Source organism: Gordonia paraffinivorans NBRC 108238 (assembly GCF_000344155.1).
Lineage (GTDB): Bacteria > Actinomycetota > Actinomycetes > Mycobacteriales > Mycobacteriaceae > Gordonia > Gordonia paraffinivorans.
In genome coordinates, this window is record NZ_BAOQ01000006.1 from 35,822 (window position 1) to 58,331 (window position 22,510).

Annotated in this window: 20 protein-coding genes, 6 tRNA genes and 1 pseudogene; 11 read left to right on the top strand and 16 right to left on the bottom strand. The window is 68.7% G+C overall.

Annotated elements, in window-relative coordinates:
- Window positions 1–35 precede the first annotated feature (35 nt).
- From GP2_RS03595 to GP2_RS03650, 12 genes and pseudogenes are all read right to left on the bottom strand, one after another.
- Window positions 36–515 carry a helix-turn-helix transcriptional regulator gene (locus GP2_RS03595; protein ID WP_006899111.1) on the bottom strand — a complete coding sequence of 160 codons (480 nt, stop codon included), beginning with the start codon at window positions 513–515 and terminating at the stop codon, window positions 36–38.
- Window positions 516–753: 238 nt separating this feature from the next.
- The gene (locus GP2_RS03600; RefSeq protein ID WP_006899112.1) at window positions 754–1,539 is read right to left on the bottom strand and encodes an FHA domain-containing protein; all 786 of its coding nucleotides are present in this window, start codon (window positions 1,537–1,539) and stop codon (window positions 754–756) included.
- A gap of 13 nt (window positions 1,540–1,552) precedes the next feature.
- Entirely contained in the window at window positions 1,553–2,437 is an 885-nt protein-coding gene (locus GP2_RS03605) for a PP2C family protein-serine/threonine phosphatase (RefSeq protein ID WP_006899113.1), read from the bottom strand.
- Window positions 2,438–2,534: 97 nt separating this feature from the next.
- A complete protein-coding gene (gene pdxS, locus GP2_RS03610; RefSeq protein ID WP_006899114.1) occupies window positions 2,535–3,446 on the bottom strand; it encodes a pyridoxal 5'-phosphate synthase lyase subunit PdxS in 912 nt (303 codons plus the stop codon).
- Window positions 3,447–3,734: 288 nt separating this feature from the next.
- A pseudogene (locus tag GP2_RS22445) lies at window positions 3,735–3,827 on the bottom strand (NUDIX hydrolase); the annotation flags it as partial.
- Window positions 3,828–4,129: 302 nt separating this feature from the next.
- Window positions 4,130–5,254: a glycosyltransferase family 4 protein gene (locus GP2_RS03620; RefSeq protein WP_040526337.1), complete on the bottom strand. Its 1,125-nt coding sequence runs from the start codon at window positions 5,252–5,254 to the stop codon at window positions 4,130–4,132.
- A complete protein-coding gene (locus GP2_RS03625; RefSeq protein ID WP_006899117.1) occupies window positions 5,251–6,174 on the bottom strand; it encodes a phosphatidylinositol mannoside acyltransferase in 924 nt (307 codons plus the stop codon). The genes GP2_RS03620 and GP2_RS03625 overlap by 4 nt, the downstream gene beginning before the upstream one ends.
- Window positions 6,171–6,833, bottom strand: coding sequence for a phosphatidylinositol phosphate synthase (gene pgsA, locus GP2_RS03630; RefSeq protein WP_006899118.1), 663 nt, complete (start codon window positions 6,831–6,833; stop codon window positions 6,171–6,173). Before pgsA ends, GP2_RS03625 begins: the two co-directional genes overlap by 4 nt.
- A gap of 18 nt (window positions 6,834–6,851) precedes the next feature.
- Window positions 6,852–7,400: an ATP adenylyltransferase gene (locus tag GP2_RS03635; RefSeq protein ID WP_006899119.1), complete on the bottom strand. Its 549-nt coding sequence runs from the start codon at window positions 7,398–7,400 to the stop codon at window positions 6,852–6,854.
- Complete coding sequence (gene thrS / locus GP2_RS03640; RefSeq protein ID WP_006899120.1) at window positions 7,393–9,465, bottom strand: threonine--tRNA ligase; 2,073 nt, start codon at window positions 9,463–9,465, stop codon at window positions 7,393–7,395. Before thrS ends, GP2_RS03635 begins: the two co-directional genes overlap by 8 nt.
- Before the next feature lie 108 nt (window positions 9,466–9,573).
- Window positions 9,574–10,044 (bottom strand): TIGR02611 family protein, encoded by a 471-nt coding sequence (locus tag GP2_RS03645; RefSeq protein ID WP_051997158.1) that lies wholly within the window; start codon window positions 10,042–10,044, stop codon window positions 9,574–9,576.
- A 132-nt stretch (window positions 10,045–10,176) separates the two neighbouring features.
- Window positions 10,177–10,251 (bottom strand) — tRNA-Val (locus tag GP2_RS03650).
- A 252-nt stretch (window positions 10,252–10,503) separates the two neighbouring features.
- Between GP2_RS03650 and GP2_RS03655 the strand changes: the two genes are divergently transcribed.
- From GP2_RS03655 to GP2_RS03690, 8 genes are all read left to right on the top strand, one after another.
- Window positions 10,504–10,576: transfer RNA gene (locus GP2_RS03655), tRNA-Gly, on the top strand.
- A gap of 22 nt (window positions 10,577–10,598) precedes the next feature.
- A tRNA-Cys gene (locus GP2_RS03660) sits at window positions 10,599–10,672 on the top strand.
- A gap of 22 nt (window positions 10,673–10,694) precedes the next feature.
- Window positions 10,695–10,769 (top strand) — tRNA-Val (locus GP2_RS03665).
- Window positions 10,770–11,162: 393 nt separating this feature from the next.
- Window positions 11,163–11,235 (top strand) — tRNA-Gly (locus GP2_RS03670).
- A gap of 40 nt (window positions 11,236–11,275) precedes the next feature.
- A tRNA-Val gene (locus tag GP2_RS03675) sits at window positions 11,276–11,350 on the top strand.
- 401 nt (window positions 11,351–11,751) lie between these two features.
- Complete coding sequence (locus tag GP2_RS03680) at window positions 11,752–12,405, top strand: hypothetical protein (RefSeq protein WP_006899122.1); 654 nt, start codon at window positions 11,752–11,754, stop codon at window positions 12,403–12,405.
- Between the two features lie 87 nt (window positions 12,406–12,492).
- Window positions 12,493–13,371, top strand: a complete 879-nt coding sequence (locus GP2_RS03685; protein ID WP_006899123.1) for an ABC transporter ATP-binding protein — start codon at window positions 12,493–12,495, stop codon at window positions 13,369–13,371.
- A gap of 9 nt (window positions 13,372–13,380) precedes the next feature.
- A complete protein-coding gene (locus tag GP2_RS03690) occupies window positions 13,381–14,979 on the top strand; it encodes an ABC transporter permease (RefSeq protein ID WP_006899124.1) in 1,599 nt (532 codons plus the stop codon).
- Window positions 14,980–15,024: 45 nt separating this feature from the next.
- Here GP2_RS03690 and GP2_RS03695 read toward each other — a convergent pair whose 3' ends face one another.
- From GP2_RS03695 to GP2_RS03710, 4 genes are read right to left on the bottom strand one after another with little or no spacing between them, the layout of a single operon-like run.
- Entirely contained in the window at window positions 15,025–16,134 is a 1,110-nt protein-coding gene (locus GP2_RS03695) for a CaiB/BaiF CoA transferase family protein (RefSeq protein ID WP_006899125.1), read from the bottom strand.
- The gene (locus GP2_RS03700) at window positions 16,131–16,772 is read right to left on the bottom strand and encodes a TetR/AcrR family transcriptional regulator (RefSeq protein WP_006899126.1); all 642 of its coding nucleotides are present in this window, start codon (window positions 16,770–16,772) and stop codon (window positions 16,131–16,133) included. The genes GP2_RS03695 and GP2_RS03700 overlap by 4 nt, the downstream gene beginning before the upstream one ends.
- A complete protein-coding gene (locus GP2_RS03705) occupies window positions 16,753–18,360 on the bottom strand; it encodes a class I adenylate-forming enzyme family protein (RefSeq protein WP_006899127.1) in 1,608 nt (535 codons plus the stop codon). Before GP2_RS03705 ends, GP2_RS03700 begins: the two co-directional genes overlap by 20 nt.
- A complete protein-coding gene (locus GP2_RS03710) occupies window positions 18,357–18,995 on the bottom strand; it encodes a nitroreductase family protein (RefSeq protein WP_006899128.1) in 639 nt (212 codons plus the stop codon). Before GP2_RS03710 ends, GP2_RS03705 begins: the two co-directional genes overlap by 4 nt.
- A gap of 134 nt (window positions 18,996–19,129) precedes the next feature.
- On the opposite strand from GP2_RS03710, the gene GP2_RS03715 reads away from it, so the two are divergent.
- Genes GP2_RS03715 through GP2_RS03725 form a run of 3 tightly spaced genes read left to right on the top strand, consistent with a single transcriptional unit; the run spans window position 19,130 to window position 22,484 of the window.
- Window positions 19,130–21,085: a flavin-containing monooxygenase gene (locus GP2_RS03715; RefSeq protein WP_006899129.1), complete on the top strand. Its 1,956-nt coding sequence runs from the start codon at window positions 19,130–19,132 to the stop codon at window positions 21,083–21,085.
- Window positions 21,082–21,924: a sulfurtransferase gene (locus GP2_RS03720; protein ID WP_006899130.1), complete on the top strand. Its 843-nt coding sequence runs from the start codon at window positions 21,082–21,084 to the stop codon at window positions 21,922–21,924. The genes GP2_RS03715 and GP2_RS03720 overlap by 4 nt, the downstream gene beginning before the upstream one ends.
- Entirely contained in the window at window positions 21,921–22,484 is a 564-nt protein-coding gene (locus GP2_RS03725) for a GNAT family N-acetyltransferase (RefSeq protein ID WP_006899131.1), read from the top strand. Before GP2_RS03720 ends, GP2_RS03725 begins: the two co-directional genes overlap by 4 nt.
- The last annotated feature ends 26 nt before the right edge of the window (window positions 22,485–22,510 follow it).

A 22,510-nucleotide genomic window follows, 5' to 3' on the forward strand; every position in this document is an offset into this window, starting at 1 on the left:
TGACGGCGATCGCCGTGGTGAGGGGCGAATCCGGGTCAGAGCTCGTCGAGCGACATGATGCCGTCCTGGATGGCACGGGCGACGAGCGACGCCTTGGTCGGTGCGGGACGGCCGATCTCGGCGTACTTGGCGCGGATGCGGGTGAGATGGGTGTTCACGGTGCCCAGCGAGATGTAGAGCTCCTGGGCGACCGCGGGCTTGGAGTCGACGAGCATCCAGGTGCGCAGCACCTCGATCTCGCGAGCGGTGAGGTTCGGCTTCGCGCGGCCGCTCGCGGCCTGCGAGCCGTCGTCGGAGACGGCGGGACGGGCCGGCGCGGCGGGCACGCGGTGCAGGTGCGGATGACCGGCGCGATGGCCGAGCCCCGGCTGGGCGGCCTGATGCGGGATGTGCCGGCCCGGCAGCGGCATCCGGCGGGCCGCGAGGCGCGCGAGGGCCTCCTGGCGGCGCTTGAGCGCCTCGGCGTCTCGACGAGCGTCACGCAGGTGCTGGGCCGGGTGGGCGATCGCAGTCATGGTGTGTCCTCTTCACTCATTCGAACCGGATGGTTTCTGGCCGGGACGTTCCGGCGATGAGTTGAAGATTATGGGCGTGCGCGCCCGGCGTCGATGGGGAGAACTCCCCACCCGATGGGGAGAACTCCCCATGCTGTTTTCGCAGGTCACAGCCTTGCACGTGTGAGTGAGACCCGGATGCGCCCCCTAGGGGACCACCACTACCGGCCGGCGGGGCCGGGTGGAGGGCCGAGCCGGATCAGCCGGCGGCGTTGCGCGCCGCCTCGGCGTCGATCAGCGGCAGGTCCGCACGCGTGACGATGCGCGAGGCGATCGCGTACTCGACGAGCTTCGTGCGGCGGTTGGACGCGAGCTTGCCTCCCCCGCCGCGCATCCCGCTCACACCGAGCTGGTCGAGCTTGTCGCAGACGTTGTCGAGCTTGCGGTTGAACTTCGTCAGCGACCAGCCCAGCCGCCGGGCGGCCTGCGCCGAGGACGGGATCGCACTGGCCCCGGTCCCCTCGCGACGCAGGATCTCCTCGGCGAGCACGACGATGAGCAGCTTCTGGCTCTCGGTCAGGGTCGGCACGCCCTGCGTGGTGTGGCCGCCGGAGAACTCCGGCCGAGTCACCGACTTCACCTGCGGCGCCCGGGCGAAGACGCTCAGCTCATAGGTGGTCGGTCCGGCGGTGAACACGATCGTCGTCTCGCCGAAGACGAGCGGCATGCGCGCACCCGGACCGAGCGTCGCCGTGAAACCGACGTCGCCGGCCGAGACGCTCGCCGACAGGTGGGTGCCCAGGTTGGTCAGCCACCACAGCCCGTTCTCGTTGTGCACCACCAGGAATCGGCGATGCAGGTACGGGTTGTCGTCGATCGACAGGTCGGCTTCCCGGCCGATGAAGAAACGACGCCCGGGATCGAGTTCGGTCCGCTCCCCGCAGTATTCGACGTATGTCGCGGAGTCGTCGGTCCCGGAAGCGGCGGCGCCGGGGCCGGGAACCGGCGCAGCAGGCGACACCGGGCTGTCCTGACCAGGATTCATCGGGTCCGTCCGATCAACCGGCGCTCTCCGCGCCCGGGTTTGCGCCGGCGGCGTCCGCGGCGTCGGTCGACGCCTCCGCGGAAGCGTCTACGGCAGGCATCGTCAGCGTCGGCACCGACTCGTGCACGGCCACCACGATGACGGTGACGTTGTCGTGGGCGCCCAGGGCGAGCGCGGCGTCGACGAGGCGTTCGACCGCTTCCTCCGAAGACGAGGAGCTCGCGAGGATGTCGCCGATCTCCTCGTCGGGCAGTTCGCCGGTGAGTCCGTCGGTGCACAGCAGCAACACGTCGCCGGGGAAGGCCGGGGTGTTGAAGAAGTCGGGAACCGGATCGATCATCCCGGCGCCGAGCGCGCGGGTGATCACGTTGCGCCGAGGGTCGGTGCGCGCCTGCTCGGGTGTCAGGAATCCGGCGTCGATGAACTCCTGGACCTGCGAGTGATCAGTGGTGAGCTGCTGCAGGGTGCCGTTCTGGAACCGATAGGTCCGCGAGTCGCCGATGTTGAGCACCAGCCAGTGCGGGTTGTCGTCGTGCATGACGAGGACGGCGCCGGTGGTCGTGGTACCCGCACGACGGTCGGTCTCGGTGTCGATCTCGCCGATCCGTCGTTGCGCGGCGACGAGGAGGTCGTCGAGCTGCAGCTTCGTCGCGTCCAGCTCGCCCGCGCTCGTCGCCTGCGAGAGGGTGAGCAGCGCCGCCTCGCTGGCCAGTTCGCCGCTGTCGTGTCCGCCCATGCCGTCGGCGATGAGATAGATGCCCGGCAGGACGAGCGCCGCGTCCTCGTTGGTCTCGCGCACCCGTCCGACATTGCAGGCCGCCGACCACTCGAGCCGCAGTTCACCCACGATGTGTGTGCCCGAGACCGAGGCGTCTCGAACGATGGTCGCCGCATCCATGATCAGCAGATACTACCGTCGAAGAGCCCCCGGATCGCGAGTCCTGCCGAGTGTTCGGTCGCAGGCGTGTCGGCCGGGGGCGTCTCCGACGGAAAGATCACCAGCCGCGCTCGGCCAGTCGGTGCGGCTGCGGGATCTCGTCGACGTTGATGCCGACCATCGCCTCGCCGAGGCCGCGCGACACCTTGGCCAGCACGTCCGGGTCGTCGTAGAAGGTGGTGGCCTGCACGATGGCGGCTGCGCGCTGGGCGGGGTTGCCGGACTTGAAGATGCCCGATCCGACGAACACGCCCTCGGCGCCGAGCTGCATCATCATCGCGGCGTCGGCCGGGGTGGCGATGCCGCCGGCGGTGAACAGCGTGACCGGGAGCTTGCCCGCCTCGGCGACCTCGGCGACGAGCTCGTAGGGCGCCTGCAGCTCCTTCGCCGCGACGTACAGCTCGTCCTTCGGAAGCGAGGTCAGCCGACGGATCTCGTCGCGGATCTTGCGCATGTGCGTGGTCGCGTTGGACACGTCACCGGTGCCGGCCTCGCCCTTCGAACGGATCATCGCCGCGCCCTCGGTGATGCGACGCAGCGCCTCGCCCAGGTTGGTCGCACCGCAGACGAACGGCACGGTGAACGCCCACTTGTCGATGTGATTGGCGTAGTCGGCCGGGGTCAGCACCTCCGACTCGTCGATGTAGTCGACGCCGAGGCTCTGCAGGATCTGCGCCTCGACGAAGTGGCCGATGCGGGCCTTGGCCATCACCGGGATCGAGACGGCGTCGATGATGCCGTCGATCATGTCCGGGTCGCTCATCCGCGAGACGCCGCCCTGGGCGCGGATGTCGGCGGGCACCCGCTCGAGAGCCATCACGGCCACCGCGCCGGCATCCTCGGCGATCTTCGCCTGCTCGGGGGTGACCACGTCCATGATCACGCCGCCCTTGAGCATCTCGGCCATGCCCCGCTTGACACGGGCGGTGCCCTGGCCGACCTCGGGAACGGTCGCGCCGTCTTGACTCACTGATTTCTCCTCGTGTCCACGACCGCTCTCATCGCGATCTGGTGTCAGATGTCAGGTCGATCTCACCGCGCCGCGGGCGGTGACGCAGGTTCCGCGACGGTTGTGCGATCAGTCTAGGTGAGCACCGGTTTCTCCCCGGTGGCAGGGATCACCCCGACCGCGTCACTTCTGCCGTTCGGGTGTGACTCGTTCGATGATCTCGAAATACGTCGGCAGCGGCGCGCGGCCGCCCAACCGCAGCCATCGGACCAGGCGGCGTTCCCCGAGCGCACGGGTGTCGCGCACCGCGTCGTTGTAGAAGCGGCGCGCCATCATCACCCGCGTCTCCGCGTCGGCGAGCTCGACGACCAGCGCCTGCGACCGCTGGTGCGCGCCGGTGCGCGCCAACCCCACCGACAGCGCGTTCTCCGCGTCCTCCCGGGTCTCCGGCGCGGCGCGCTCGGCGCGATCGGCGAGCGCCGCCAGGTCGCGCACGGCCGCCTTCTCGTCGTCGGTGGTCGCCGCCGCGTCCATCTCGGCGGCGATGGCTCGCACCACGACGGCCCGGCGGTCGAGGCTCGACTCCAGGGACTTGCGGGCGAGGTCGACGCGGACGTTGAGCCGGTCGAGGCGGTTGGCGGTGTGATACGCCCAGCCGGCGAGCGCGAGGACGGCGACGACCGCCAGGACGATCCAGGCGGCCATCAGTCCGACACCACCACCGGGCCGGCGCCGACGGTCACCGTGTCGTAAACGCGCAGGATCTGGTCGGCGACCCGGGACCAGTCGTACTTGTCGGCCCGGATGCGTCCGCGGGCGACGAGCTGCTCGCGCGCCTCGTCGTCGGAGAGGAGCTCGATGATCCCCCGGGCGAGCTGTTCGGGGGATCCGGTCTCCACCAGCCGTCCGGCCCGGCCGTCGTCGAGCACACGCCGGAAGGCGTTGAGCGAGCTGGCGATGACCGCGGCACCGGCCGCCATGGCCTCGACGAGGACGATGCCGAAGCTCTCGCCGCCCAGGTTGGGTGCGCAATAGACGTCGGCCGAGGCGAGCGCGCGCGCCTTGGTCGCGTCGTCGACCTGCCCGAGGAACACCAGATGATCGGCCAGGGTCCCGGCGCGCCGGCGCAGTGCCGCCTGGTTGCCTCCGCCGACGACGAGGACCCGGATGTCGGGGAATCGCTCGACGACCGACGGCAGTGCGCGCATGAGGATGTCGATGCCCTTGCGCGGCTCGTCGAACCGGCCCAGGAACAGCACGGTCTTGCCCGGGTGCGGATAGCCCTCGAGCGGTTTGGCATTGGCGAAGCTCGCCACGTTGATCCCGTTGGGGATCTCCACCGCATCCGACCCCAGCGACTCCATCTGCCAGCGACGGGCTAGCTCGCTCACCGCGATCTTGCCCGCGATGCGTTCGTGGTAGGGACGCAGGATCCCCTGGAAAGCGCTGAGCCACAAGGACTTCGACGTCGAGGTGTGGAAGGTGGTGACGATCGGCCCGGATGCCACCATCAGCGAGAGCATGGAGATCGACGGAGAGTTGGGCTCGTGGACGTGCAGCACGTCGAAGCCGTTCTCGGCGATCCAGCGCCGAAGTCGCAGATAACCCTTCGGGCTGAAGTTCACGCGCGAGACCGAGCCGTTGTACGGGATGGCCAGCGCCGGTCCGGCGCGCACGACGTACTCCGGCAGCGCCGTGCCGCGCGACGCCGGCGCCAGGACGCTGACCTCGTGACCGCGGTCGATGAAGACGTCGGCGAGTTCGGTGACGTGCGCCTGCACGCCGCCCGGGACGTCGAACGAATACGGGCAGATCATGCCGATCCTCATGCCGCTCCCCCAGTGTCGTTCATCCGTGCCTTCTGCCGGTCGGTCCAGTCCGCCTCCCACAGCGGCTGCAGCATGTGCCAGTCGGCCGGGTGGGCGGCGATGTTCTCCGCGAACGCGTCGGCGAGTTTCTGCGTGGTCGCCTCGACGCCGCCGGCGGTGTCGATCTCCTCGCCGCAGCACATCGCCGAATACGGTGCCTCGTCGAACCAGTGGTGGACCGCGAACAATGCTGCCCCGGTCTCGATCGCGAGGCGAGCCGAGCCGGCCGGCATGCGGGTGCGTTCGCCGAAGAACTCGACCGGCACACCGTGCCGGTTGATGTCGCGCTCGCCGAGCAGGCACACGATCCCGCCCGCGCGCAGGCGCTCGGCGAGAGCGGCGAACGGCGGCTGCTCGCCACCGCTGAGCGGGAAGATCTCGAAGCCGAGCGTCTCCCGGTAGGCGACGAACTGGTTGAACAGCGACTCCGGCCTGAGTCGTTCGGCGACGGTCGCGAACCGGCCGTAGTGGTGCACCAGCCACACCCCGGCCATGTCCCAGTTGCCGGTGTGCGGCAACGCCAGGATCACCCCCTTGCCCTTGGCGAGGCCGGCGTCCAGGCGTGCCCGGTCCTCATCCGGCACATGGACCCTCGACGACGCGGTGGCCCGATCCTGCGCGGGCAGGCGGAACGCCTCGCACCAGTAGCGCGCATAGGACCGCATCGCGTCTGCGACCAGGTCGTCGGGGACCTCGGCGGGCTCGACGCCCAGCACGCGGGACAGGTTGCGCCGCAGCTGCTCCGGACCGCCGTCGCGACGGCCGGCGAACTCGCCGGCGCGGTCGAAGACCGTCCGCGCCACGCGTTCGGGCGCGTGGCGTACCGCCGCCCATCCGGCGCGGTACCCAAGATCTGCGGTGAGAGCGGACAGGTCGATCATCCGGCGTCGGGCGTGTCGGTGTCGGGTTCGGGCTCGGTCTTGAGCGGGATCAGGTCGCGGGCGCCGGGCGAGCGCGAGATCGACCACATCCGCTGGCCGACGGTGATCACGCTGCCGACCGCCAGCAGCCACATGGCGACATGGACGGCCCACCAGACGCCCAGGCCGGTGAATCCGGTGCCGACCAGCACGATGATCAACCGGTCGGGTCGTTCGATGAGTCCGCCGTCGCCGTACAGCCCGCTGGCCTCCGCCCGCGCCTTCGCGTACGAGATGACCTGCGAGGTCACCAGGCAGATCAGGGTCGCGACCAGCAGGATGTGGTGCGGCTCGGTCACCGTGCACCACCACAGCAGGCCGGCGAAGATCGCGCCGTCGGCGATGCGGTCGCACGTGGCGTCCAGCACGGCCCCGAACCGCGTGCCGCCGCCACGGGCCCGGGCCATGGCGCCGTCGAGCATGTCGAACATGACGAACAGCCAGATGACCAGGGTGCCCCAGAACAGGTACCCCATCGGGAACAGCGTCAGCGCGGCCGCGACGGTCGCCAGCGTCCCGATGACGGTCATGATGTCGGGGGTGAGCCCGGTCCGGATCAGGGCGCGTCCCATCGGCAGCGTGACCTTGGAGACCGACGCCCGTCCCAGAATGCTCAGCATGGGTGAGCTCCTTCCCCGTCAGTCATCGAGGCGCTGCCACGCCTCGGCGAGCAACGCGCGCGTGTCGCGCAACAGCTGCGGCATCACCTTGGTCTCGCCGACGATGGTGATGAAGTTCGCGTCACCCATCCAGCGCGGGACGATGTGCTGGTGCAGATGCTCCGAGAGCGAACCTCCCGCGGCATAGCCGAGGTTGAGACCCACGTTGAAGGCGTTCGGGTTCGACACCGCCTTGATGGTGCGGATCATCTTCTGCGTGAACGCCATCAGCTCGGAGGCCTCCTCAGGGGTGAGATCCTCGAGGTCGGCGACCTGGCGATAGGGCACGATCATCGTGTGGCCCGGGTTGTACGGGTACAGGTTGAGCACCGCGTACACGTGCTCCCCGCGCGCCACGATCAGACCGTCCTCGTCGGACATCCGGGGGATGTCGAGGAACGGGTGACCGCTCTTGTCGGCCGGCTTGGTGTCGGCGATGTAGGTCATGCGGTGTGGGCTCCACAGCCGCTCGAGCCGATCGCCCACACCCACGCCCTGGTCGCGGATCTCGCCCGACGACTCAGCCATCGACGACCCCCGCGGACAGCCTCGACTCGATGAGCTCGGCGGTCGGCGACTCGTTGCGGCGGCTGCCGACCCACTCGGTGATCGCCGCGATCGCCTGACCGACCGGCACCCCGTTGACCTGGGTGCCGTCGCGGAAACGGAAGCTCACCGCGTGCGCCTCGACGTCGCGCTCACCGGCGAGGAGCATGAACGGCACCTTCCCGGTGGTGTGGTTGCGGATCTTCTTCTGCATGCGGTCGTCGGAGTGGTCGACCTCGGCGCGGATGCCCGCGGCCCGCAACGCGTCGACGACGCCCTGCAGATGATCGGCGAAGGCCTCGGCGACCGGGATGCCCACCACCTGGACCGGCGACAGCCAGGCCGGGAAGGCACCGGCGTAGTGCTCGGTGAGGACGCCGAAGAACCGCTCTATCGACCCGAACAGCGCGCGGTGGATCATCACCGGACGCTGCTTGGTGCCGTCCGGCGCGGTGTACTCGAGCTCGAAGCGTTCCGGCAGGTTGAAGTCGAGCTGAATCGTCGACATCTGCCAGGTGCGGCCGAGCGCGTCCTTGGCCTGCACCGAGATCTTGGGGCCGTAGAACGCGGCGCCGCCCGGATCGGGCACGAGGTCGAGACCGGAGGCCTGAGCGACCTCGGCGAGCGTGGCGGTCGCCTCTCCCCAGACCTCGTCGGAACCGACGAACTTCTTGGGGTCCTTCGTCGACAGCTCGAGGTAGAAGTCGTCGAGGCCGTAATCCTTGAGCAGACCGAGCACGAAGTTGAGGATCGAGGTCAGCTCGTCCCGCATCTGCTCCCGGGTGCAGTAGATGTGCGCGTCGTCCTGGGTCATGCCGCGCACGCGGGTGAGGCCGTGCACCACGCCGGACTTCTCGTACCGGTACACCGAGCCGAACTCGAACATGCGCAGCGGCAGCTCCCGGTACGACCGGCCGCGCGACCGGAAGATCAGGTTGTGCATCGGGCAGTTCATCGGCTTCAGGTAGTAGTCCTGGCCGGGCTTGCGCACCTCGCCGTTCTCGTCGTACTCGGCGTCGACGTGCATGGGCGGGAACATGCCGTCGCGATACCAGTCGAGGTGTCCCGACACCTCGTACAGGTGGCCCTTGGTGATGTGCGGGGTGTTCACGAACTCGTAGCCCGCCGCCACGTGCCGCGCCCGCGAGTAGTCCTCCATCTCCTTGCGGATGATCCCGCCCTTGGGATGGAACACCGGCAGGCCCGAACCGAGCTCGTCCGGGAAGCTGAACAGGTCGAGCTCGGACCCGAGCTTGCGATGGTCGCGCTTTTCCGCCTCCGCGAGCATCTCGAGATAGGTGTCGAGGGCCTCCGAGGACTCCCACGCGGTGCCGTAGACACGCTGCAGGTCGGCGTTGTCCTGATCACCGCGCCAGTAGGCGGCCGACGACCGGGTCAGCTTGAACGCCGCGATGTACTTGGTCGTCGGCACGTGCGGGCCGCGGCACAGGTCGCACCAGATGCGCTCGCCGGTACGCGGGTTGAGGTTGTCGTAGACCGACAGCTCCGCGCCGCCGACCTCCATGACCTCCGCGTCGTCGGCGGCGCCCTTGTCGTCGATCAGCTCGAGCTTGAACGGCTCGCCCGCCAGTTCGGCGCGCGCCTCGTCCTTGGACTCGTAGACACGGCGTGAGAAGCGCTGCCCCGACTTGATGATCTGCTTCATCTTCTTCTCGAGGGCCTTGAGGTCCTCGGGCGTGAAGGGTTCGGCGACCTGGAAGTCGTAGTAGAAGCCGTCTTTGATCGGCGGGCCGATGCCGAGCTTGGCCTCGGGGAACAGATCCTGCACCGCCTGCGCGAGGACGTGGGCGCACGAGTGCCGGATGACGCTGCGGCCGTCCTCGGTGTTCGCCGCGACCGGCTCGACGTCGGTGTCCTCGGTGGGAGCCCACGACAGGTCACGCAGGTTGCCCTCGGGGTCGCGCACGACGACGATCGCCTCGGGACCCTTGTTGGGCAGGTCGTGCTCTCGCATTGCGGTGCCCGCGGTCGTCCCAGCCGGCACACGGATCGTGGCTGGGCTGGTCACCTGGACGTCGTCGGGCACGGGGGCGCTCCTTGAGTGGGGTTCGGACACGCGAGAGCGCGTCCGGATCGGACGGTTGCGTCTCCGATGGTATCCGCGCGGCCCGACGACCGACGGAACCCCTCCGGATCAGGAGAAGATCGGACTCGCGAGCCACCCGAGATGGTCGAGGTCGACCCAGCCGGCAACCGTGTAGATCGCGTTCAGCAACCACAGCGTCACCAGGACCACCGCGCACGTCCCGATCCAGAAGATCGACTGCACCGACCAGTGCTGCCGGGAGATCCAGTCCATCCACCGGTCGTACTGTCGCCGCACGAAGGTGAGCAGCCCGTGCGCCCAGGCGAACTCGGAGGCGAGGATGCCGAGTCCGAGGAAGACGATCAGCCACCCGGGACCCGGATATGGGATGGCGACGATGCCGCAGGCGAGGACGACCGTGCCGACGACGGCGACCGCGACGCGATAGACGGGATACCACCGGGGGCTCGACCGCACGACGTATCGGCGATGACGCGCGTGCACACGAACGCGATGCCACCGGGAGCGCGACGACCTCGTATCGCCCGCTCGTGAGGTGTCCGTCGGAGATGTCGCCATGTCCCCCACCCCGGAATCGGTCATCTGATCGGTTGACGCTCAGGCTACGCGAGGGGAACGGGGTCGTCCGGGTGAGAAGCCGCCACATGCAAAAACCCCGCCGGCGTCACCGACGGGGTTTCGTGCTTGTGATGGTGGTCCCGGCTGGGATCGAACCAGCGACCTCCCCGGTGTGAACGGGACGCTCTTCCACTGAGCCACGGGACCGTGTTCGTCGCGCCGACTCGCGGTGGGCGCGTCGTGCACGAGCCAGAAGATTACACGCCTTGCCCCGAGTTCCCAAATCGCCCACGTGCGCCACGTCACAGCCGCCGGTTTCGGACCCTCGGAGGAATCACAACCTGGGAATTTGTTTCGCGACACCCCGCTTGACCTGCCGATTTGTAAAGTTCGGAAGGCATCGCGTAAGTTTCTCTTCGCACCGCGAGCAGCACGATCCACAAGATCGCTCGTGGGCATGCGGATGTAGCGCAGCTGGTAGCGCATCACCTTGCCAAGGTGAGGGTCGCGGGTTCGAATCCCGTCATCCGCTCGGCGCGAGTCGACTCGCATCTGGTGGTGTGGCCGAGTGGTGAGGCAACGGCCTGCAAAGCCGTGTACACGGGTTCGATTCCCGTCGCCACCTCCACACCATAATTTCACAAGGTCTCGCGCGATTAGCTCAGTGGGAGAGCGCTTCCCTGACACGGAAGAGGTCACTGGTTCAATCCCAGTATCGCGCACCACTGTTCGATCAGTCAGCCCCGGGTCTTCGGCTCGGGGCTTTTCTGTGTCCTCGGGGCTTTACTGCGTCCTCGGGGCTTTACTGCGTCTACGACCCCAGCCTTGTCTGTTCGCCCGACCTTGTCTGCGCCCCGCCCTTGTCTTCGCCCCGCCTTCACGGGCCCCTCACCCAGCACTCGCGCCGACAGGGCCGGCCCCGAGAACGGACACTCCCGATTCCGTACACCCCACACTCCCCCGAGCGCCACGAAAGCATCGTGCGCGAAAGCCGGCGGCGGGCAGCTCACCCAGTCCGCTACGACCGTCCCACCAGCGGAATTGTGAAAACCGGGACCCGTCGCGTATGTTTCTCTTCGCACTGCGAGCAGACGGTCCACAAGATCGCTCGCAGACATGCGGATGTAGCGCAGCTGGTAGCGCATCACCTTGCCAAGGTGAGGGTCGCGGGTTCGAATCCCGTCATCCGCTCGGTGAGACCCGCGAGACGCGTTCACTTCCAAGGAGACCCGCGCGATTAGCTCAGTGGGAGAGCGCTTCCCTGACACGGAAGAGGTCACAAGTTCAATCCTTGTATCGCGCACCACACCAATGAAAAAGCCCCGGCCGACGGCCGGGGCTTTTTCGTGTCCGCGACCGATCGGTCCGCCTCTTTGGGCCAACGTCTCCAGGGCCGGCGCGCCTTGGGACCCGACACCCCCCGGACACCGCGCCAGCCACGCCGAAAAATCATCTCCACGACAACCAAGAGCGAGCAGGTGTCTGTTTTGCCGCCTTTGCTCCCAACGCGAAGAACGGCATCTCTGCCGCAAAACCGCAGGTAGAGGCGATGCGCAGTGGAACAGTTGTTCAAGTCGATCGTTTGATACGCGGAAAGTACGTGTCAGTAACGACAACTCGATGCCATGTAGCGCGGATCACAAATTGGTCAATTGACCGTTACCTAGCGTCGCCTGCGGGGTCGGGGAGAAACCAACGGAGTGATACATGGGGAACAAGAAAACAGTCATGGCCGGTCTCGCGGCTCTCGCCGCCGCCGGCATGGGGCTCTCGGTGGCGCCCGGCGTCGCTCAAGCCGCCGATGAGGGACAGCGCACCGGACCGGTCCAGTTCTGGGCCGAGGACCTGGGAGACTGCAAGGTCAAGTTCACGCTGTACAACGAGACCAACATCACCAGCTACACCGTCGACTACATCATCGACGACACCCAGAGTGAGCTGCGTACGACGTCGGCAGCTCCCTTCCCCTACGGCCGGATCGCAGGGAACACCATCGCCGACTCCCCGGCCTGGCCCGACGACATCCCGACGATGGGCCAGAACGAGCCTGGGAACATCTGGATGGTGAAGGACCGCACGCCCGGTAAGACGGCGACCTACGTCAAGGATCTGAAGAACCTCACCGACAACTACAACCCGCCGCTGCCGAACCCGGACGCGGCGACCCACAAGATCAGCTACCGCATGGTCCTCGGCCCGGCCGGGAACCTCGGCGACGGCGGCCCCGAGTGGATCGGTGACCGCCAGTGGCACCACATGACCGTCACCGGCTGCGCAGAAGAAGACGGCGGCGACAACGGCGGCGGCGACAACGGCGGCGGCGACGTCGGCGGCGGCTCGCTCGGCGGCCTCTTCGGCTAGCGACCACCGACCCCGACCGGTGCCCCGGTCGCGAGGAGTGACTTTCGCCCTCGCGACCGGGGCATTCGTGCGTCCTAGGCTGGGTCCATGACGGCGATCTCGATCTCCGGCCTGGTCAAGACCTTCGGCCGGTTCCGGGCGCTCGACGAGCTGGACCTGGTCGTCGAGGAGGGCGAGGTTCACGGATTCCTCGGGCCGAACGGCTCGGGCAAGACCACCGCGATCCGTGTCCTGCTCGGGCTGTTGCGCGCCGATTCGGGCGTGGTCCGCGTCCTGGGGCATGATCCCTGGCGCGACAACATCACCCTGCACGGCCGGATCGCCTATGTCCCGGGCGAGGTGAAGCTCTGGCCCCGGGTCACCGGCGGCGAGGTCATCGATCTCATGTGCAGTCTTCGTGGCGAGTCGGATCGGCGCCGCCGGGACGAACTGATCGAGCGCTTCGAACTCGATCCCAGGAAGAAGTCACGGGCGTACTCGAAGGGCAACCGGCAGAAGGTCGCGCTGATCGCGGCGCTGGCCTCCGATGCCGAACTCCTCCTCCTCGACGAGCCGACATCGGGTCTGGATCCGTTGAAGGAGGCCGAGTTCCAGCGCTGCATCGACGAGGAACGCCGACGCGGCCGCACCGTCCTGCTGTCGAGCCACATCCTCGCGCAGGTCGAGGCACTGTGCGACCGGGTGACCCTCATCCGAGCGGGCCGGACCGTCGACAGCGGATCATTGTCGGAGCTACGCCATCTGGGTCGGCTGGAGATCGTCGCCGAAACGGACGGCGACGCCTCATCTCTCGGCACGATCGACGGCGTGCACGATCTGGTCACCGACAGCAACCGCGTCCGGTGTTCGGTCGACTCGGCCGCGCTCGACGCGGTGGTCGGTGAACTCGCCCGCCTCGGCGTCCGCGACCTCACCAGCACGCCGCCGACGCTCGAGGACATCTTCCTCCGGCACTACGAGATCTGAGGCGCGCGGATGTCCGGGATCAGGTCGGTCGACGTCATCGGATTCCGAACCCTCCTCCGGTTCCACCTCAGACGTGAGCTCGTGGCACTGATCTGCTGGGTCGGTGGCACCGCGGCACTCATCGGGGTCCAGTCCGTCGCCAGCCAGAGCTTCTACGACACACCGGAAGAACTCGCCGCGCTGAGGGAGACGATCGGCGCCAACCCCGCGGTACTGGCATTCGCCGGGCCCGTCGAACTGCTCGAGAACATCGGCGGCGAGATCGTCTTCGAGGTCTTCGGGTACGCCGCTGTCGTCGTGGCGCTCATGTCGATGTTGCTGGTGGGCCGACTCACCCGCACCGACGAGGAGACCGGCCGAACCGAACTCATCCGATCTGCCCGCGTCGGGCGTGCCGCCCCGGTCGCGACCGCACTGGCACTCGCCGGCGTCGCGAATCTCGCCGTGGCCGTGGCGGTGGCGGTCACCGCGATCGCCACCGGGCTCCCCGTCGGCGGCTCGGTGTTGACCGGCGTCGCCCTCGCCGGCGTCGGTTGCGTCTTCGCCGCGTTCACCGCACTCGCCGCACAGGTCTTCGACAACCCGCGCAGCGTCTACGGCGCGACCACCGCCGCGCTCGGCCTGGCGTACCTGCTGCGGGCGGTCGGGGACGTCGGAAACGGTGTGGCGTCGTGGATCTCGCCCATCGGTTGGGCGCAGCGGACACTCCCCTACGCCGGTGACCGTTGGTGGCCGCTGGTCCTCCCGCTCGTCGCGACGGCCGTCACGGTCGTGGCGGCCGGGTTCGTCTCCGAGCACCGCGACTTCGGTGCGGGCCTGCTCGGAGACCGTCCGGGGCGGGCCGGTGCCTCACGGTTCCTACGGTCCACGACCGGCCTGGCCTGGCGGCTGCACCGAGGTTCGATCCTGGCGTGGACCGTCGGCGTGCTCGTGTTGGCCGCCGCATACGGATCGTTCGCCGACGCGGTCGTCGAGTTCGTCGCCGAGAACCCCGACATCGCCGCGTTCCTGCCCGGTGGTGCCGCCGACGCGGTCAACTCCTATCTCGCGCTGACCCTCACGATCACCGCGCTGCTGGCGGCGGCGCACGGGGTGAACGGTGCCCTGCGGGCGCGGCGCGAGGAGACCTCCGACCGCGTCGAACTCGTCGTCGCGGCGAGGACGGACCGGCTCGCCTGGTTCGCCGGTCACGTCGCGATGGCCGTCGGCGGCGCCACCGTCGTGATGCTGATCGGCGCAGCCGGCGAAGGGCTCGCCCACGCTCTCGCATCCGACGACCCCGGCCTGATCCCGCGGCTGGTGGCCGCGTCGACGGTGTACCTGCCGGGGATCTGGCTGATGGTCGGGGTCGCGGTCGCGGGGATGGGCCTGCTCCCCCGCCTCGCCGCCGCACTCGCGTGGACGTACGTCGCGTACTGTGTCGTCACCGAGGTCCTCGGCGAGTCCTTCCGGCTCCCGGACCGGATGCTCCTCGCCTCACCGTTCCGGCATCTGCCGCAGGCACCCCTCGACGCCGTGACACCGGGCGGCATCATCGTGGTCACGCTGTGCGCCGTCATCGCCCTCGCGGCCGGATTTGTCGGGCTGAGCCGACGCGATCTCGGCTGAGTCGGCCCCACACGCCGGTCTCGCCGAGGTTCTGCCCGGTATCGACTACGAGACGGCGTCGACGCTCCCGGCCGACCACTCGGAAAGGACCTCCGTGAGGTCGACGGCGGACGCCGGCGCCGGAACGGGCAGCGGCGTCCTGGAGAAGCGGGGAGCCGGCGCCGCCTGGACCATTCCGTCGACCTCGACGTGGCTTCCTCGTCTGACGGCGTCGTGATCGGCGACCGCCTCGTCGAGGTCGAGAACCGGTGTGAGACAGGCGTCGACACCGTCGAACGCGGTGACCCAGTCGTCGCGCGTCCGGCCGGCAAACCGCGCCGAGAGCGCCTCGCCGATGACCGGCCAGTGCGCTCGATCCCAGCGGTCGGGCAGGTCGGCGAGGCCCAACACCCCGATCAGGTTGCGCCAGAACGTCTCCTCGAGCGCCCCGACGGCGACGAACCGACCATCCGCACAGCGATAGGTGCGGTAGAAGGGCGCCGTGCCGTCGAGCAGGTTGCCTCGCTCGCGAGACACCCAGCGCCCGGCGGCCTTCCACGACCACTGCAGTTGCGCGAGCAGACCGACCCCGTCGACCATGGCCGCGTCGACGACCTGACCTCGCCCGGTGCGCTCTCGGTCGTGTAACGCCGCGAGCACCCCGACCACGAGCAGCATCGATCCCCCGCCGAAGTCGCCCACGAGGGACAGCGGCGGCACCGGCGGCGAGCCGATCGGCCCCATCGCCTCGAGGACGCCGGTGACCGCCAGATAGTTGATGTCGTGCCCGGCGGTCCGCGCCCGATCCCCCTCTTGGCCCCATCCGGTCATCCGCGCGTAGATGAGTCGCGGTGCAACGTCGCAGATCTCGGGTCCGAGACCGAGGCGCTCCATGACCCCGGGCCGGAAGCCCTCGATGACGATGTCGGCCCGGGTGATGAGTTCACGGACCCGGGACACGTCCTCGGGGTCCTTCAGGTCGGCCTCGACGCTGCGACGCGACCGGTACAGCGCCGCATCGGCACCGGCGATCCCGTCCGGGCCGGACGGCTCCGCGCCGGGGCGCCGGATGCGCGTAACGTCGGCGCCGAGATCTGCCAGCAGCATCGCCGCGTGCGGCGTGGGTCCGAGCCCGGGCATCTCCACGACCCGCACGCCGGTCAGTGGACCGCTCATGAGCCGGGATCGTGGTGCAGGACACCCCGGATCGTGAAATCGACGTAGTCGGCCACCAACTGGTCGACGTCGTGGTCGTCGCGCAGCCACCAACTGATGCCGTTCATCAGGTCCAGCACGGCGACCGCGGACCGGTACGGATCGCGGGTGGTGAAGACCCCGAGACGCGTGCCCGCCTCGATGACGTCGCGGATACGCCGCTGGTAGTACTTGCGGTAGTCGGTGACCACGCGGCGATGCTCGGGCGTGAGCGCGTTGAGTTCGCGCAGGGCCACGAGGTGTTCGACCCGGTGACGGGCCAGGCGTCGGACATGCGCCTCGACGAGGGCCGTGAGGCGCTGCGCCGGACCGCCGTCCCCGTCGAGCAGCAGCAGATCCTCCTGCGGGTCCTGCGTCATACGCAGGGCGATTGCGTAGAGGATCTCCTCCTTCGAGTGGAAGTGGTTGTAGAGACTCGCGCCCCGCATGCCGACAGCCTCGGCGATGTCGCGCATGCCGGCGTTGGCGTAGCCATGCTCGGCGAAATATCGCGCGGCGGCCTCGACGATCTCGTCCCGACGCGTCCGTGGACGCTCATGCGTCGCAGTCGGTTTCCCGACCCCGGGCTCGGTCACCTCGTCAGCCCTGACCGGTTCCATAGGCTCTCCTCAGCTCGCGTTTGAGCAGTTTGCCCTGGGCGTCGGTCGGCAGTTCGTCGACGATGTGGACCGACTTGGGCACCTTGTACGAGGCAAGTTCATCACGGCAATGATCGCGGAGTCCCTCGGCGGTCGCCGTCGCGCCGTCGCGCAGCACGACGAAACCCGTGACGACCTCCGACCAGTACGGGTCCGGCAGGCCCACGACCGCGGCGCGCTCGACGTCGGGGTGGGCCTGCAGCACACGCTCGACCTCCTGCGACGCCACGTTGAACCCGCCGGTCTTGATCATGTCCTTGCGACGGTCGCGGAAGAACATGTTGCCGTCGGCGTCGATGCGCACGATGTCGCCGGTGTGCACCCAGCCGCCCTCGAGGACCTGCGCCGTGCGCTCCGGGTCCTTGAAGTAGCCGAGCATCACCGACGGTGTGCGGCAGAGCAGTTCACCTTCCTCGGCCTCGTCGCCGTTGGCATCGACGACCTTCACCTCGAGGTGGCCGACCGGCTTTCCGATCCAGGTGGGGTCCTGGTCGGGGACGTCCTCGAGTCGTTTGAACCAACCGGCCGAGCCGAGCTGGGTGAGCTCGGACTGGCCCCAGTAGGTGCCCCACACCGATTCCGGGGTGGCGGCCGCCCAGGCGTCGACCGCATGCGGCGACACCTGGCCGCCGTAGGTGAGGCAGCGGCGGACCGTGCCGACGGTGTCCGGGCCGAAATCAGGATGGTTGGCCAGCGCGATGAAGAAGGTGGGGGTCTGGGCGAGGACCGTGATCTTCTCGTCGCGGATCATGCGCAGCGACGTCGCCGGGTCGACGGCGGCGGGCAGCACCAGCGTCGCGCCGAGGAGCGTCAGCGAGGTCAGCGACCCGATGCCGGCGATCGTGTGAAACGGCATCACATAGAGCCACACGTCGTCGTTCTGGCAGCGCAGGCCCCACGTGTAGGCGGGGGCGGTGGAGATCAGGTAGTTGCGATGAGCGATCTGCACACCTTTGGGCGTGGCCTCGGTCCCGCTGGTGTAGACGACCATCGCCAAGTCGTGTTCGTCGACCTCGCAGTCGGGTTCGGCGTCGTCGGCGCGCCCGACGAGAGTGTCGAACGAGTTCCACGCACCGGTCCCCGGCTCCCCGACCACCAGCACCGAGATCCCCAACGCGTCGGCGACAGGAACCGCGAGCGGCGCGAGATCGCGCTCGACGACGAGCACGGCGGGCTCGAGATGGCCGAGCTGCTGGGCGATCTCGCGCTCCCGGAACATCGGACTCACGCCGGAGTAGGCGGCGCCGACCTTGAGCGCGCCGTAGTAGGTCGCGACGGTCTCGACCCGGTTGCGGCTCATCACCGCCACGCGGTCCCCGCGCCCGACCCCGAGGTCGAGCAGGACGTGGGCGACGCGGTTCGCCATCGAATCGAGCTCCGCGTACGTCGTCGGCACCCGACCGCCATCGGCGTCGTAGGCGATGATCGCGGGCTTGGAGCCCTGCGAGCGGGACAGGCGGCGCAGCTGGTCACCGATGGTCGCGCGTCCCAGCGGTGAGGTCTGGATGCCGGTGAGGGCCCGGCCCCCGGTCACGGCGGAGGCGCTCATGCGAACATCCGGTTGTCGAAACTGTCGAGGAAGGCGATCTCCTCCACCGGGCTGCGGCTGAGCTTGCGCGGGAAGCCGTCCCGCGGGTACCCGACCGCGATGTGGGCCGCAGTGATGTACTCGTCCGGGATCCCCAGCAACTGTCTGACCTCGTTCTCCGAGGCGCACAGCAGCGTCGTGAGCGCGGTGGCCACGCCCTGCTGGCGGAGAGCGAGGGTCAGGTTCTGCACGCTCGGGTAGATCGACGCCCCGCCCACGACGCTGAGCCGGCCGAGCTCGTGGTCGGTGGGATGGAGTCCCTCCATCTCGGCACAGACGACGACGAGTGCCGGCACCTCGGCGAGGTGGTGGGCGAAGTAGTTCGCGCTCTCGACCGTCTTCGGGATCGCCCCAACCTTCTTCGACCCCTCGACGACGGCGCCGTAGTAGGCCTCCCAGTACGGCAGGTAGAGGTCGGCGAGTTGCTTCTTTTTCGTGTCGTCGCGCACCACGACCCATCGGACGGGCTGGCGGTTGCCGCCCTGCGGGCCGAAGCGCGCATCGTCGAAAGCTCGGTAGAAGACCTCGTCCTCGACCGGCTTGTCGCTGAAGTAGCGGCACGTGCCCGTCGTGCGCATTGCCTCGCTGAGTTCCATCTCTCCTCCAAGATCACTAACCGCTGTTAGTATGACTCAGGCCACACTTACATACGGGCACTCGGGAGTCAACCGATCTTCGCGAGGTAATCCAGGCCTTGACGCCAGCGGACTAACAGTGGTTAGTTCCAACCATGACTTCCGTTCCCCTGGACACGGCCAACCGACCCAGCACCGACGAGATCGCGACCGCGGTGGCCGCCGGCAATATCCCGACGCTGCTGGCCGTGCTGGTGGAGATGACCGGCGACCGACGCTGGCTGATCGACCGCTACCGACCCACCCGGAGCCGCGGGATGGACGACAACGCCACCGGCGGACTGCCGGCCGACGTCCAGGACGAGATCCGGCGCGCGGTCGTCGACGCGCTCGAGGACTGGTACGACCGGGGCGCTCCCCCGCGTCGGCCCGTCGACGACGAGCTCGTCGCGACGCTGATGAACTTCACCGCCGGTGAGGACGTTCCCGCCGAGTTCGGTCCGATGATGGCCGAGATCGTCCGCGGCGACCTGCGCGAGAAGCACCTGCAGCGCGTTCCGGACGAGCTCTCGACCGCCATCACCGCGCTGGTCATCGGCGCAGGCGTCGCCGGCATGCTCATCTCCACCCAGCTCGCCGAGGCGGGGATCGAGCACACCGTGCTGGAGAAGAACGACGAGGTCGGGGGCTCCTGGTATGAGAACCACTACCCCGGCGCCGGAGTCGACACCCCCAGCTATCTCTACTCGGTCTCGTCCTTCGACCATGACTGGTCGACGCACTTCGGCAAGCGCGACGAGGTCCAGGGCTACCTACAGGCCTTCGCCGACCACCACCGGGTGCGCGACCGCATCCGCTTCGGGACCGAGGTGGTCTCGGCCGCCTACGATCCCGCGACCCAGCACTGGAATGTGCACGTCCGCGACCGCGACGGCCGTGAGCACACCCTGACCTCCCGCATCCTCATCAGCGCCGTCGGAATCCTCAACCGCCCCAAGCTCCCCGACCTGCGCGGCATGGACACGTTCACCGGTCCGCTCTTCCACTCGGCCGCGTGGCCGGAGCACCTCGACGAACCCGGGGCGCTCACCGGCAAGCGCGTGGCCATCGTCGGGTCGGGGGCCAGCGCCATGCAGATCGGGCCGGCCATCGCCGACGAGGTCGGCTCGCTGACGGTCTTCCAGCGCTCGCCCCACTGGATCGCCCCCAACGACGACTACTTCGCCCCCGTCGGCGACCGGGTGCACTGGCTGATGAACAACGTGCCCGGCTACCGCGAGTGGTACCGCGCGCGGCTGTCGTGGATCTTCAACGACAAGGTGCACCCGACCCTGCAGATCGATCCCGACTGGCCCGAGCCCACCGCGTCGATCAACGCCGTCAACCACGGCCACCGGGAGTTCTACCTGCGCTACATGCGCTCGGAGCTCGGCGACCGCGAAGACCTCATCGAACTGTCGACCCCCGACTACCCGCCCTTCGGGAAGCGGATGCTGTTGGACAACGGGTGGTTTCGCATGTTGCGCCGCCCGAACGTCTCGCTGGTCCCGCGCGGGGTCCGGGAGGTCACGCCCACCGGCCTCATCGACTCCGACGGCACCGCACACGAATTCGACATCATCGTCTTCGCCACGGGGTTCCACAGCGACCGCTACCTCTACCCGATGGACGTCGTGGGACGCAGCGGGAAGACGACGGTCGAGGCCTGGGGCGACCACGACGCCTACGCCTACCTCGGGATCACCGCCCCGGACTTCCCCAACCTGTTCATCCTCACCGGCCCCAACACCGCACTCGGCCACGGCGGCAGCTTCATCAGCATCCTCGAATACCAGGTCCGCTATGTCTGCGACGCGATCCGGCAGATGATCGACCACCGTCTCGGCGCGCTGGAGGTGCGCCGGGACGTCACCGACGCGTACAACGAGGCCGTCGACGCCCAGCACGCGCGGATGGTCTGGACGCATCCGGCGATGACCAACTGGTATCGAAACGCCGACGGCCGAGTGGTCGCGGTGCTCCCTTGGCGGATCGTCGACTACTGGTCCCGGACCCGCCGCCTGGACCTGTCCGACTTCCACACCGAGCCGCTGACTACCGTGAAGGCATGACCTCCATCCCGCTGATCTCCGCCTCCGACCTCGCCGGTCGTCTCGACGAGCCGAACCTCAGGATCGTCGATGCCACGGTCCACCTGAGCTTCGACGCCGACGGCGCCCACGTCGAGTCCGGCCTCGAGACCTACCGCCAGGGCCACATCCCGGGTGCGGTGTTCATCGACCAGATCACCGGGCTCACCGATCCGGAGGGCGAGGCGCCGTTCGCCGCCGCCACATCGGAGAAGTTCGCCGAGACCGTCGGCGCGGCCGGCATCGGCAATGATTCGACGGTCGTCGTGTACGACACCGTCAACGGGATCTGGGCGACGCGCCTGTGGTGGCAGTTCGGCCTCGAGGGCTTCGACGACGTCCTCGTGCTCGACGGCGGGTACGCGGCCTGGACCCGCGCCGGGCTGCCCACGGAGACCGGTGAGTCCACCTATCCCGCAACGACCTTCACACCCCACCGGCGTCCGGAGCGCGTCGTGTCGACCGACGAGGTCGTCGCGGCGACCCGCGACGACTCGGTGCTGTTGATCAACGCGCTCGACCGCGAGTCCTACGCGGCGGGCCACATCCCGAGCAGCGTCAACGTCCCTTTTCCCGAACTCGTCGACGAGAACGGGCAGCTGCGGTCCCTCGACGAGCTCCGGGAACTGTTCGCCGCGGCCGGCGCGCTCGACGCCTCGGTCCGCCCGGTCACCTACTGCGGCGGCGGGATCGCCGCCACCGCAGCGGCTTTCGCACTCCGGGCCCTCGGACGCGACGACGTCGCGATCTACGACGGCTCGATGAACGCCTGGACCGCCGATCCCGCCCGGCCGCTCACCACGGGGGACGCACCGGAGTGACGACGACGCACCCGCCGGTGATGGTGGAGACCGTCACCGACCCCGATCTGGCCGCACCGGTCGCCGAGGTGGCCGGCGCGACCTTCCCGCTCGCCTGCCCGCCGCACTCCGATCCCGGCGACATCGCCGCGTTCATCGCGGCGAACCTGGGCGAGAAGAACTTTCGCGCCCACATCGCCGATCCCGATGCGGACGTCCTCGTCGCGCGCGAGGGGACGGACGGCCCGATCATCGGCTACGCCCTCGTGCTGCACGCCGAACCGACGCATCCCGATGTCGCCGCAGTGGTGACGCAGCGGCCGGTGAGCGAGATCTCCAAGATGTACGTTGCGCCCGAGCATCATTCGCGTCCCGGCCACACCCCGTCGCACGTGTTGATGCGCGCCGCCGTCGACCGCGCGCGCGAGCGCGACAGCGTCCTGGCGTGGCTGGGCGTCAACCAGCTCAACGTCCGGGCCCAGCGCTTCTACGTCAAGATGGGATTCACCCGCGCCGGGGTGAAGACGTTCACGTTCGGCGACAGCGTCGAACACGACTACGTGTACACGCTGCCGCTCTGAGGCGGATGCGCCGGTGCGCCTGTCCC